Consider the following 12,851-nt stretch of genomic DNA (forward strand, 5'->3'; position numbering starts at 1 on the left):
AAGTGGGTGCCCGCGCCGAGCCGTTGTACCCCCACCTATCAAGCAGGGAAATAGCGAAATAATGACAACCAAAGAATCGACCATCGTCTACACCTTGACCGACGAAGCCCCGGCCCTGGCAACCTACTCCTTGTTGCCGATCGTGCGCACCTTCACCAGCGCCGCCGGCATCAAGGTCACCCTGAGCGACATCTCCCTGGCCGGCCGCGTCCTGGCCGCCTTTCCCGAGCGCCTGAGCCCGGAACAACGCGTGGCCGACGGCCTGGCCGAACTGGGTGAACTGACCCAGGATCCGCACGCCAACATCATCAAGCTGCCCAACATCAGCGCCTCCGTGCCCCAGCTGCGCGCCTGCATCAAGGAGCTGCAGTCCCAGGGTTATGCGGTGCCCGACTTCCCCGAGGCCCCCGAGACCGACGAAGAAAAAGCCATCCGCGACGCCTACTCCAAGATCCTCGGCAGCGCGGTCAACCCGGTGCTGCGCCAGGGCAACTCCGACCGCCGCGCCCCGGCCGCGGTCAAGGCCTTCGCCCGCAAGTATCCCCATTCCATGGGCGCCTGGAGCAAGGCCTCCCGCTCCCACGCCGACTACATGAACGGCGGTGACTTCTTCTCCAGCGAACAGTCCGTGACCATGGACAAGGCGCAAACCGTGCGCATCGAGTTCGTCAACCAGGCCGGCAAGGTCGAGCTGAAGAAAGAACTGGCCCTGCAGGAAGGCGAAGTGCTGGACAGCATGTTCATGAGCAGCAGAAAGCTGTGCGACTTCTTCGAGCAGACCCTGCAGGACTGCAAGGAAACCGGCGTGATGTGGTCCCTGCACGTCAAGGCCACCATGATGAAGGTGTCCCACCCCATCGTGTTCGGCCACGCGGTCAAGGTGTTCTACCGCGAGGTGTTCGAGAAGTACGGCGAGCTGTTCGACGAGCTGGGCGTCAACCCCAACAACGGCATGAACAGCGTGCTGGAAAAGATCAAGACCCTGCCCCAGTCCACCCAGGACGAGATCGAGCAGGCCATCCACGACTGCTACGAGCACCGCCCGGAAATGGCGATGGTGGACTCCGTCAAGGGCATCACCAACCTGCACGTGCCGAGCGACGTGATCGTCGACGCCTCCATGCCCGCCATGATCCGCAACTCCGGCCAGATGTGGGGCCGCGACGGCAAGCAGAAAGACACCAAGGCGGTGATGCCCGAGAGCACCTACGCCCGCATCTACCAGGAAGTGATCAACTTCTGCAAGACCAACGGCGCCTTCGATCCGCGCACCATGGGCTCGGTGCCCAACGTGGGCCTGATGGCGATGAAGGCCGAGGAATACGGCTCCCACGACAAGACCTTCGAACTGGCCGAAGACGGCACCATGCGCGTGGTGGATGAAAACGGCCAGGTGCTGATGCAGCACCAGGTGGAAAAGGGCGACATCTGGCGCGCCTGCCAGACCAAGGACGCCGCCATCCGCGACTGGGTCAAGCTGGCCGTCAACCGCGCCCGCAACTCCAATACCCCGGCCGTGTTCTGGCTGGACGCCGAGCGCGCCCACGACAACGAGCTGCGCAAGAAGGTGGAAGCCTACCTGCAGGAGCACGACCTGAGCGGGCTGGACATCCACATCATGTCCTACAACGAAGCCATCCGCTTCTCCATGGAGCGCATGAAGCGCGGCCAGGACACCATTTCCGTCACCGGCAACGTGCTGCGCGACTACCTGACCGACCTGTTCCCGATCATGGAACTGGGCACTTCCGCCAAGATGCTGTCCATCGTGCCCATGCTGGCCGGCGGCGGCATGTACGAGACCGGTGCCGGCGGCTCCGCGCCCAAGCACGTGCAGCAGCTGATGGAAGAAAACCACCTGCGCTGGGACTCCCTGGGTGAATTCCTGGCCCTGGCGGTGTCGCTGGAAGAGCTGGGCATCAAGGAAGGCAACGCGCGCGCCAAGATCCTGGCCAAGTGCCTGGACAAGGCCACCGAGCTGCTGCTGGACAACGGCAAGTCACCGTCCCGCCGCGCCGGCGAGCTGGACAACCGTGGCAGCCACTTCTATCTGGCCATGTACTGGGCCCAGCAGCTGGCCGCCCAGACCGACGACGAGGCGCTTGCCGCCCACTTCGCGCCCCTGGCCAAGGCCCTGGCCGAGCACGAAGCCAAGATAGTGGAAGAGCTGAACGCGGTGCAGGGCAAGTCCGCCGGACTGGAAGGCTACTACCACGCCGACCCGGCCGCGGTGGAGAAGGTGATGCGCCCCAGCGCCACCCTCAACCAGGACCTGGCCGCCCTGAACGGCTAAGACGCCGCCGTTAACGCCAAGAACACGCCCGGCACCGCAAGGTGCCGGGCGTTTTTACTCCTTGACCATGGGTAGCACTTCCTTGCCTTCACAGATATTCAGCAGTGCAGGAAACGCATAGATGGAAGGACGGCTGCCGGCACCTTCGCGCAAGATAGTGAGCGGCCCTGCAGGTTGTAGCAGCGCACGCAACAGGTAATGCAGAGTTTGACGATTGATGCCGGAACGCTCACAAAAATCGCTAACCCTGAAAATAGGACGATCAAACAGGGTATCCACCAGACGAGAAGTATGCTGAGAATGGGTCAGCTCCAGCACCTGTTTTTTGGTGCTTTCATATAATGCCATGATCTGGCGAACCCGCTTTACATTAGAACCGGCCTGCTCAATGATCGCATCCAGAAAGAAAGCAATCCATCCATCCCAGTCTCCTTCAGCTGATATCCTGCCAAGACGTGCATAATACTCGTCTCGGTGCGACTCCAAATAACCAGACAAATAAAACATCGGGCTGGGCAACCTGCCCTTGGCATACAAGAACAGCGGTATGAGCAAGCGACCAATACGACCGTTACCATCTTTGAATGGATGTAACAATTCAAACTGCGCATGCATAATCGCCGCCTGCGCCAGCACATCGAAATCATCGCCAGATACATAGTGTTGCCAGGCATCCAGGTGATCGGCCAATCGTAGTGGCGAAGGAGGCACAAAGCTGGCCTGCTCCATGGAGCAACCTGCAAAGCCAATCCAATTTTGCTCTTTACGAAAGCTACCCGGCTCCTTACTCTGACCTCGCACGCTATCCAGCAGAATCTGGTGAAGCTGCAGTAACAGATTAAGGGTGATACTGCGCCCTTCCTGCAGATACCCTTGAGCCACCATAAGGGCATGCCGATAGTTCAGGATCTCTTGAATATCCGCATTTTTGTGTTCGTCAAACGCTTCCCCGGCCTCATGTTCCAGCACTTCCTCCATGGTGGCCTGGGTGCCTTCTATTTTGGATGACAGCACCGCTTCCTGATTGGTCAATGGGGATAACATAACGGCAGGGTTCACTATCCCCTGCAACAGGCCACTGTATTCCGCCAATGCCGCATTGGCCTTGCCCACCGAGGTGATCAGCTTGCCGTAGTCTAGCCCCTCTAACGGCAGGGAATCTGGCTGATAAGGAGTCATATGTAAACCTAAGATGAATTTGGCCAGCCCATGGTGTCTGACACATTAGACACCAACTCGTTTTTGTATCATATAACCAAAATAATGATACACAAATGTGGTTATCTATCACCGGTCATACACAATACAGTTTGTATATCATACTTTTCATAATGTAATACACAAACCTCCTCCCTGCTTGCTGGCAGCCCCGGTACATAACCCTGGCGAGACAAGAGAGCAAGCAAAACGCCATCCTTCCTAAATCCCGCTTGAGCCTGTTTTACCTTGCAAATGCTATGGTTATATCTGGCTCCCCTGGGCGCCTGTCGCGCCCCACGGCACCACCGGACAGGATATCCCGACCATGCGCCAGCGTCTTGCCCCCGGCGAACTCCTCGCCCTCGCCCTGATCCTGCTGCCCCTGGCCGTTGCCCTGCCCCGGCTGTGGCTCGGTTATGGCCCCGGCTGGGGTGGCGCCCTGACCCTGCTGGGGCGGCTCAGCGGCATGCTGGGGCTGGCCATGATGCTGGTGACCGCCGCCCTCAGCGTCCGCCTGCCCGCCCTGGACGCCTGGTTCGGCGGCCTGCCCCGGCTGTGGCGGCTACACCGCCGGCTGGGCTTCGGCGCCTTTATGCTGATCCTGCTGCACGTGCTGCTGCTCGCCTTCGCCGCCCTGCCCCAGTCCCTCGCCATGGCGGTGACCCTGTTGTTTCCGCCCCCGGCCGACTGGCTCACCTGGACCGGCTGGCTGGCCCTGCTCCTGTTGGTGGTCTTCCTGGCGCCCACCTTCCAGTTTTTCGGCCCCATCCACTATCAGAACTGGAAGCGGCTGCACCTGCTGTCCGTCCCCACCCTGGCGCTGGCCTTGCTCCATACCCTGCCGCCGCTGGCCAGCCCCTGGCCCTGGTGGCTGCTCGCCACCCTGGCGGCCCTGGCCCTGCTCTGGCGCAAGGGACTCTCGCCTTGGCTGGCGAGAAGACCCTACCGGATCACCGAGGTCAGATCCCTGGCGCCCGACGTGGTGGAACTCGTCCTCCGCCCCGAGCGCCGCCCGCTCCGCCACCGGGCCGGTCAGTTCGTCTACCTCAGCCCCCTGGATAAGGGCCTCGCCGCCGGCCGGGGCGAGGAGCATCCCTATACCCTGTCCTCGGCGCCGGGAGCCCCCGAGCTGACGCTGGGCATCAAGGCCCTGGGGGATGCCAGCCGAGCGCTGCAGTCCGTCGCCCTGGGCAGCCGGGTGCTGCTGGAAGGCCCCTACGGCGCCTTTTTCGAGCAGGCCGACCCCGGACGGAAACAGCTCTGGCTGGGAGGCGGCATCGGCATCACCCCCTTCGTGGCCGCCGCCCGGGAACTGGACGCCGGCCCCGGCAAAGAGGAAGAGGTGGTGCTCTGCTACCTGGCCAACCGCCCCGAGCGTGCCTACTACCTGGAGGAGCTGGCCGATATCGCCGCCCGGCATTCGTCCCTGCGCCTGGCACCCCACTATGTTTCCGAGCGGGGCCCGCTCGCGCTCGACTTTCTGGAGCAACAGTGCCCCGATTTCCGGGAGCGGGAGCTGCTGATTTGCGGCCCGCCGCCCATGATCCACCACCTGCTCCGGCTGCTTGCCGGGGCCGGAGTGCCACGCGCCCACATCCACACGGAGGCCTTCGATTTTTTATGAACCTCAACAAGATAGCCTACACCGCCCTGGTCGCCTTTGGCGCCGCCATCGCCACCCTGGTGATCAGCCATGGCCTGAGCGGCACCCGGGCCGGCGCCACCGAGCCGCCCCGCGCCGCGCCCATCAGCCGGGAAGAGCTGGCCCGCCACAACAGCCGCGACAGCTGCTGGAAGGCCATCGACGGCAAGGTGTACGACATCACCGCCTATATTCCCGACCATCCCAGCCGGGAGGAAGTGGTGCTGGCCTGGTGCGGCAAGGACGCCAGCGAAGGCTGGCACAACAAGCGGCCCGGGGTGGCCCACAGCGGGGCCGCCTCCCGGCTGCTTTCCGGCTACCTGATAGGCGAGCTGGAAGACGCCGCCCCGCCCCCACCGGCGGCACCGGCCCGGGCCAGCCCCGCCGCCGCTGCCGGTCGACCGGATGGCCGGCTGCTGCTCGGGCTCGCGCCCGGCACCTACCTGGACGGCCGCTACCGGGGCAGCTTTCTCGATCGGGGGGAAATGCAGGTGGGAATGCAGTTCGATCTGCGCGACGGCCGGTTGACCGCCCTGGAATACCGCCACCTGGCCTACGGCGGCATCGACTACCTGACCCTGGCCGAAGACGCCCCCCTCTATCCGGTGACCCGCCAGTACCGGCAGGTGGCCGACTACCTGACCGGCAAGCCGCTGCACCAGATCGTCGACCTCTACCAGCCGGAGCAGGTGGTGACCGACCTCGACGGCTACACCGGCGCCAGCCTGCGCACCAGCAAGGTGATCTCGGCCATCCGCGACGGCCTTAACCGGGGGGTCTATCAATGGCCCAAGGAATAAGGATGGCGATGGGGGAATAATGACAAAATGGGGCCACATGGCCCCATTTTCCGAAAGAGCTTGATGGCGTTTAAAAATGCCAGCTCAGCCCCAGCATCAGGGAGTCGATATCAAAATCGCTCTTGTCGATCAGCCGGGAATATTCAACAAAGAAACCAACACCACCGGTATGCCGTTTATCTTTGAAGCGCATGCCGATGCCATAACTGAAATCGTCTTCCGAGTCGGATACCTTTTCCCTGATGATGGGGGCGGAGGCCTCTGCCTTGGCCTTGGTCCATCCCAAAACCCCGTAGACCGACATAAAGTCCTGGATCGGGATCTGCGGCAGGGCGTAAACGCCGAAGTAGTGTTTCAGCTCCGTCTCGACCAGGCCGTCGAAATGGGTGTCGTCTCCCACGCCCCGGCCGTAGCGGGCCTCGAGGGCCAGATAGGGCGAGGGCTGGTAGCCCAGGTTGATGCCGACGGAATTCCAGTCCGCCGACTCGCCGATAAAGTCGTTCTCGAAGTCGAACTGGACCAGTGCGTAATTCAGCCCCACATAGAACTCGGGCTGTGCGTAAAGATAAGGTGAAGTTGAAGAAAGTTGCTGCGCCTGGGCTCCTGTTGCCGCCAACAGGCAGGAACCCGCAATCAAAGATCGGATTTTCATATGCCACCGTCCTTTCTCGTTATTTCAACAATGCCCACACCAAGGGTGCATCAAAAAGCCTAGGCAAGCTTGCCGGCGATAGCCAACAGCGCTTTCGGGTAAGAGCCTACCGGGTAGTGCCGTCATGGCTTGGGTGGTGCACACCACCTTGAGGCACGATTGGGGCGCAGGCGAGCCGCCTGCGCCCCACCGGCAACGGCTCAGCGGCGGGCCCGGCGTACATTGACCAGCATGGGGCTGCCGTTGGCCGGGTCCTGGGTGATGTCGCACTCTATCCCGTACAGCTCGCGCACCAGGGCCGGGGTGAGGATATCCCGGGGATGGCCGTGGGCGATGATGCGGCCGTCGCGCATGGCCACCAGCTGATCCGCGTAGCGGCAGGCGCTGGCCAGGTCGTGCACCACCATGGCGACCGTCTTGCCCCGGCCCGCCAGGGCGCGGATCAGCTCGAACACCTCTATCTGGTGGCCCAGGTCCAGCGCCGAGGTGGGCTCGTCCAGCAACAGCAGCGGGGTGGACTGGGCGATGGCCATGGCAATCCAGGCCCGCTGCCGCTGGCCGCCGGACAACTGATCCAGCACCCGCTGCTCCAGCCCCGCCAGATCCGCCGCCGCCAGCGCCTCGGCCACTATGTGTTGGTCTTCCTCCGACCACTGGCTGAGCCAGCCCTGGTGGGGCTGGCGGCCGAAGCGCACCAGATCCAGCACCGTCATGCCCTCGGGCGCCGAGGTGTGCTGGGGCAGCAGCGCCAGCCGGCGGGCGATCTCCCGGCTGGGCCGGCGATGGATGTCGGCCCCGTCCAGCAAGATGCTGCCGCCGCGCGGGCGCAGCACCCGGGCCAGGGCGCCGAGCAGGGTCGACTTGCCGCAGCCGTTGGGCCCCACTATGGCGGTGACCTGGCCCGGTGCCAGTTGCAGCTCCAGGCCGTCGATGATCACCTGGCGATCATGGGCCACCACCAGCTCATGGGCCGACAGGGTGGCCTGCTGTTCATGGCCAAGCAGGGTTTGCAGGGGGACGGCAGCATTCATCAAGGACGACTCCGGAAAGAAGGATTCAACAACATCCACAACAGATAGGGGCTGCCCACCACGGCGGTGACGATGCCGACCGGGATTTCGAGCGGCGCCAGCACCAGCCGCCCGGCCAGATCGGCCAGCAGCATCAGCAGCGCCCCGGCCAGGGCCGAGGCCAGCAGGGGCACGCCCCGGTGGCGGCACAGCATGCGGGCGATTTCAGGGCCAAGCAGTGACACCAGGCCCACCGGGCCGGCCACCGCCACCGCCAGGCCGGTGAGCCCCACCGACAGCGCCAGGCACTGGCCGCGCACCCGTTTGAGATTGAGGCCCAGGCCGATGCCCACCGGCTCGGACAGCTGCAACACCTGCAGCGCCCGCGCCAGCCGCAGCGCCAGCACCAGGCCCAGCAGCAGGCCGGCACCGAGCAGGGCCGTGGCCTCGGGGGAACGGGCGTTGAGGCTGCCCACCGTCCAGGGAAAGGCGACGTTGGCCTGGTCGATGGCCACCCGGCTCAGCATCAGCTGGGTGACGGCGCCGGCGATGGCGCCCACCCCCAACCCGACGATGATAAAGCGATAGCCCCGGGTGCCGCTGCCGCCCGCCAGGCCGAACACCAGCACGGTGGCGGTCACGGCGCCCACCAAGGACATGGCGGACGGCGCCAGCGAAGTCACCAGCCCCACCACCGAGGCCACCGCGAAGGCGGTGGCCGCGTTGTCGATGCCGATAATGCCGGGCGTGGCCAGACGGTTGCCCGCCAGGGTCTGCATCAGGCAGCCCGCCAGGGCGAAGGCCGCGCCCGTGGCCATGCCCGCCAGCACCCGCTGCAGGCGCAGTTCGTGCACCACCAGCCGGTGCAGGGGCGGCGCCTCGCCCCGGAGGGCGGCCCAGACCTCGGCCGGGCTCAGGCTGACGTTGCCGAGGCCGAGCGCCGCCGTGGCGGCGGCGGCCAGCAACGCCAGCAGCACCAGGTTGACCCAGAGGCCGCGGCGGGACAGCAGCAGGCTGAACTCGCGCCCGCCCAGCCGCCCGCGGAGCGGCCAGTGATCATGGAGCGGCAGGGGCCGGGATGGCAGGGTCATGGAACACCTCGATCACAAAGAAGGCCGGCGCCGGCCGCGCACCACCGCCAGCAGCACGGGGGCGCCGATCAGCGCGGTGAGCACGCCGATGGGCAGCTCCGCCGGCGCCACCAGCAGCCGCGACAGGGTGTCGGCGGCGATGACGATAATGGGGCCGACCGGCAGGCAGAGCCAGAGGGTACGGCGGATATCGGGCCCGGCCAGGGCCCGGGCCACAAAGGGCACCACCAGGCCCACGAACAGGATGGGGCCGGCCACGGCGGTGGCCGACCCCACCAGCAGCGCCACGATCAGCACCGCCAGCAGGCGCACCCGCCCCGGCTTGTGGCCCAGGCCCCGGGCCACGTTCTCCCCCAGGGCCAGCGCCGCCAGCGGGCGCACCACCACCAGGGTGAGCACCAGGGCCAGCAGCAGGGAGGGCAGTATCTGCCACAGATGATCCAGGCTGCGCCCGGCCACGCTGCCGATGACCCAGAAGCGGATTTCGTCGGCGGTGCGCTGGTCGAACAGCAGCAGCAGGGAGGTGAGCGCCAGCAGCAGGCTGGACAGGGTGGCACCGGCCAGCACCAGGCGGATGGGATCGTTGCCCACCCCCTGCAGCCGGGCGGCGCTTAATACCAGCAGGCAGCCGGCCAGGGCGCCCAGCTGCGCCACGTGCACCGTCAGGGTGGCGGCGCTGGCTCCCAGCATCAGCGCCAGGGTCACGGCAAAGCCGCTGCCGGCGCTCACCCCCAGCAGGCCGGGCTCGGCCAGGGGATTGCGGGCCAGGGTCTGCATCAGGGCGCCGGCACAGCCCAGCGCCATGCCCACCACCAGGCCGACCAGGGTGCGCGGCGCGCGCAGCTCGGCCACCACGAAGCGGGCCTCGTCCGAGCCGCCCCCGAACAGCACGGCCAGGGCCTGGCCCGGGCCGATATGACCGGCGCCGAGCAGCAGGCTGGCCAGGCACACCAGCAACAACAACAGGCCCGCCGCCAGCATCACCGCAAACAGCGGGCGCCGGGACGCGGCGACAACCACCATGGAGGTCAGCGCGCCGCGTGTTCGAGCACGCGCTCAACATCGTCGAGGATGGCGTGGGCCGCCAGGGGGCCGGTGGCGCTGGTCCAGACCTGGCCGTCGACCGGGAACACCCGCTGCTGCCGCACCACGCTCAGGCGGGCAAAGGCGGGGGATGTTTCGGCGGCGGCCAGGGCCTCGCGGCCGTCGTGGTTCAGGGTGGCCATAAACAGCCAGTCGCCGTCCATCAGCGCCAGGTTCTCCTGGCTCAGGGGCGAACTGTGGGGCAGGCCCGGCTTGACGATGCCGCCGTCCCGCACCTCGAAGCCCACCGCCTGCAGCAGGCCGGGGGTAAACAGCCGGGAAGACATCATCATGGCGCCCTGGGGCATCCAGCGGGCCAGCGCGGCCTTGCGCCCGTCGGCGGGCACCGCCTGCCCGAACTTCTCCGCCAGCGCCGCGGTGCGCTGGTCCAGCCCGGCCAGCACGCCGTCCAGCTCGGCTTCCTTGTCCAGGGCTTTGGCGAACAGGCGGGCTTCCTCCTTCCAGGCGCCCTCCTCGAACATGTCGATGTCCGGCACCAGGGTCGGGGCCACCGCCGACAGCAGGCGGTACTGCTCTTCCGGCAGGGAGGACGAAGCCAGGATCAGATCCGGTTGCAGGGCGATCACCGCCTCCAGGTTGGTCTCGCGGGCGGTACCCACTATGGCGACCTCGCCCGCCTTGTCCTGCAGGTAGCCGGCCACGCCGTCACCGCCCCGGGTGGCCACCGCACCCAGGGGAGTCACGCCCACCGCGATGCTGGTATCCAGGGCGCCTTCGTACAGGGTCACCACCCGCGCCGGCTCGCCGTCGATGCGCAGCTCGCCGAAGCGGGTGTCAAGGGTGCGGGCCTCGGCCAGGGCCTGGCCGGACAGCAGGGCACCCAGCATCAGGGCGGCCGCCTTGAACAGGCGGGAAGAGGGCGCGGCAAGGGTTCCTGACATAAGGTATCTCCAACATCAATTGGGTGAGAAAAGAGGGGACGCGTCGAGCATCCAATTCGCCAATGATAATGGTTTGCGTTAACACTTCAAAGGCGCAGGAACAGGAACAAAGGGTTCCAGATATGGAACGGGAGCCCTTCCCCCCCAAGGTAAAGCCGGCCAGGTACTGGCACTACTGCCGGTTTTTGATACTCTTCTTAATTCCAAACGGAGCCAAAACAACCAGGAGCTGACGCCCCCCGGGCGCAGACGACAATAATGAAGAGAGCAGTGATTTCCGTGGCGGCCGTGGCCGTGGCCGTGGCGGCGGCCGGCCTGTATGCCGGCACCCAGTATTACATCGGCACCCGTATCGCGGCCCAGGCGGACGAATGGCGGCAGCAGGCCGCCGCCCACGAGGAGCTGTGGGTAACCCGGCTGGACTACGAGGCGGGCCTTGGCGGCGGCACCCTGCACTACGACCTGAGCTACCGCCCCCTGCCCGGCAATCCCCTGCACGACCTGCTGGCCGAATGGCAGCCCACGCCCGAGTTGCACCTGCAGGGCAGCCTGCCGGTAACCCACGGCCCCTGGCTGGGCAGCGAAGGTTTCGGCCTGGCCAGGGTGGAACACCAGTCTCCCCTGCCGGAGGCGGCCCGTGCCTGGCTGCCCAATTATCCGGGCCAGGCCCCCCTGCTGACCCTGACCGGCGTACAGCAGTGGGACGGCAGCCACCAGCTTGCGCTGCGGCTCATCGACTACCGCGGCCAGATGGCCCAGCCCGGCGGCAACGAGCGACTGGAGCTGACGCTGGCCGACAGCCAGCTCGAGGCCCGCTGGCAGCCGCGGCAACAGCGGCTGCAACTGGAGGGCCGGATAGGCGAGTTCAGCCTCGGCCTGCCGTCCATGGCCGAGCGCCTGAGCCTGCAACAGCTTAGCCTGACCATGGACGCCACCGCGGCCGACCGCTACCTCTGGCTGGGCGACAGCGCCCTGGCCCTGCAGCAGCTCAGGTTCAGCAGCCAGCACACCCGCTTCGGCCTGCAGGAAGCGATTGTCAGCACCCGCACCGAGCAGGAACAGCAGCACCTGAACCACCATACCGAGATCTCCCTGGGCGGCGTGACCCTGCCCGCCCAGCAACTGGGCCCCAGCCGCCTGCGCCTGGCCCTTAACCGGCTGGAACTGGCCCCCTACCAGGCCCTGCTGCAACGCCTGGAGCGGTTCGACCCCGGCCAGGACGCGGAAGCCGAATGGCAGCAGATCCGGCCCCTGCTGGAGCGGCTGCTGGCCTACCAGCCGGAGCTGGGCATAGAAGAGTTCAGCCTGTCGCTGGCCGAGCCCCACGACACCAGCGCCCGCGCCAGCCTGCGCTACACCGGCACCGGCAGCCTGGATCCGGAGCAACTGCCCCGGCAACTGCGCCTGGCCGCCCACGCCCAGGCCAGCGACGCCGCCTTCCAGCAGTTGCTGAGCTTTATGATCGCCGAGGAGTCCCCGGGCCTTTCCGCCGAGCAGCAACAGCAAATACTGGCGGAAAGCGCCCCGCAGATGAAAGCCCTGCTGCTGCAAACCCCCTTCGTGGTGCAGCTGGGCGAGCAGTTGCAGGCGGAGCTGGTGCTGGAAAACGGCCAGGTCAGCGCCCACGGCCAGCCGGTGATGAGCGCCGAGGCGCTGCTGGACGCCTCCGGCCTGGGCGAGGGCTAGAGCAATATGTAGGCGCCCTTTCCTTTGCGCCTTCGCTCGTTTATTTTACTAAACACTTTAGCGACAGCGACAACAAGGAGCCGTTATGTCCAAAAGCCTCGAGGATGTGATCGTCATGGGCCGCCACCCGGTGCCGGCCGAGACCATGGCCCCCAACCCCGATACCCTGGTCGCCGGTAACCCGGTGCAGACCCTGGCCAACCACTACAGCAGCGCCGACAACCGCTTTCACGTGGGCACCTGGGGCAGCGAGCCGGGCCGCTGGCGGGTGAACTACACCGAGCACGAATACTGCAAGCTGCTCCGGGGCAAGGTGATACTGCACGACCTGGCCGGCAACCGCCTGACGCTCGCCCCCGGCGACGACTTCATCATCCCCGCCGGCTTCCGGGGCGAGTGGGAAACGGTGGAAGCCTGCGAAAAGCTCTATGTGATCTACCAGGCCTGAGCCCCGCCCGGGCGGGCTTGTGCCAACGCCGGAATCCGTTCACA

11 protein-coding genes are annotated in these 12,851 nt (G+C 66.0%); 5 read left to right on the forward strand and 6 right to left on the reverse strand.

Annotation, left to right across the window (positions count from 1 at the left end):
- The first annotated feature begins 61 nt into the window (after positions 1 to 61).
- Entirely contained in the window at positions 62 to 2,293 is a 2,232-nt protein-coding gene (locus AN401_RS17320) for an NADP-dependent isocitrate dehydrogenase (protein ID WP_096780030.1), read from the forward strand.
- Positions 2,294 to 2,347: 54 nt separating this feature from the next.
- Here the strand turns inward: AN401_RS17320 and AN401_RS17325 are convergent, their stop codons facing one another.
- Positions 2,348 to 3,472: a Fic family protein gene (locus AN401_RS17325; protein WP_094041112.1), complete on the reverse strand. Its 1,125-nt coding sequence runs from the start codon at positions 3,470 to 3,472 to the stop codon at positions 2,348 to 2,350.
- Positions 3,473 to 3,818: 346 nt separating this feature from the next.
- Here AN401_RS17325 and AN401_RS17330 point away from each other — a divergent pair, with 346 nt between their 5' ends.
- The gene (locus AN401_RS17330) at positions 3,819 to 5,117 is read left to right on the forward strand and encodes a ferredoxin reductase family protein (protein WP_096780031.1); all 1,299 of its coding nucleotides are present in this window, start codon (positions 3,819 to 3,821) and stop codon (positions 5,115 to 5,117) included.
- Positions 5,114 to 5,935 (forward strand): cytochrome b5 domain-containing protein, encoded by an 822-nt coding sequence (locus AN401_RS17335; RefSeq protein WP_096780032.1) that lies wholly within the window; start codon positions 5,114 to 5,116, stop codon positions 5,933 to 5,935. The genes AN401_RS17330 and AN401_RS17335 overlap by 4 nt, the downstream gene beginning before the upstream one ends.
- Before the next feature lie 70 nt (positions 5,936 to 6,005).
- Here AN401_RS17335 and AN401_RS17340 read toward each other — a convergent pair whose 3' ends face one another.
- From AN401_RS17340 to AN401_RS17360, 5 genes are all read right to left on the reverse strand, one after another.
- On the reverse strand, positions 6,006 to 6,587 hold the full coding sequence (locus AN401_RS17340; RefSeq protein ID WP_096780033.1) for a porin family protein: 582 nt from the start codon (positions 6,585 to 6,587) through the stop codon (positions 6,006 to 6,008).
- A 200-nt stretch (positions 6,588 to 6,787) separates the two neighbouring features.
- Positions 6,788 to 7,618, reverse strand: a complete 831-nt coding sequence (locus tag AN401_RS17345) for an ABC transporter ATP-binding protein (protein WP_096780034.1) — start codon at positions 7,616 to 7,618, stop codon at positions 6,788 to 6,790.
- Entirely contained in the window at positions 7,618 to 8,688 is a 1,071-nt protein-coding gene (locus AN401_RS17350; RefSeq protein ID WP_096780035.1) for a FecCD family ABC transporter permease, read from the reverse strand. Before AN401_RS17350 ends, AN401_RS17345 begins: the two co-directional genes overlap by 1 nt.
- A gap of 12 nt (positions 8,689 to 8,700) precedes the next feature.
- Positions 8,701 to 9,711 carry a FecCD family ABC transporter permease gene (locus tag AN401_RS17355; RefSeq protein ID WP_096780036.1) on the reverse strand — a complete coding sequence of 337 codons (1,011 nt, stop codon included), beginning with the start codon at positions 9,709 to 9,711 and terminating at the stop codon, positions 8,701 to 8,703.
- Between the two features lie 5 nt (positions 9,712 to 9,716).
- Positions 9,717 to 10,673 (reverse strand): ABC transporter substrate-binding protein, encoded by a 957-nt coding sequence (locus tag AN401_RS17360; RefSeq protein ID WP_096780037.1) that lies wholly within the window; start codon positions 10,671 to 10,673, stop codon positions 9,717 to 9,719.
- 258 nt (positions 10,674 to 10,931) lie between these two features.
- Between AN401_RS17360 and AN401_RS17365 the strand changes: the two genes are divergently transcribed.
- Together AN401_RS17365 and AN401_RS17370 are read left to right on the forward strand one after the other, a co-directional pair.
- Positions 10,932 to 12,359, forward strand: a complete 1,428-nt coding sequence (locus AN401_RS17365) for a YdgA family protein (protein WP_096780038.1) — start codon at positions 10,932 to 10,934, stop codon at positions 12,357 to 12,359.
- Positions 12,360 to 12,444: 85 nt separating this feature from the next.
- On the forward strand, positions 12,445 to 12,807 hold the full coding sequence (locus AN401_RS17370; RefSeq protein WP_096780039.1) for a cupin domain-containing protein: 363 nt from the start codon (positions 12,445 to 12,447) through the stop codon (positions 12,805 to 12,807).
- The last annotated feature ends 44 nt before the right edge of the window (positions 12,808 to 12,851 follow it).

This window comes from Zobellella denitrificans, assembly GCF_002407485.1.
GTDB classification, from domain to species: Bacteria; Pseudomonadota; Gammaproteobacteria; order Enterobacterales; family Aeromonadaceae; genus Oceanimonas; species Oceanimonas denitrificans.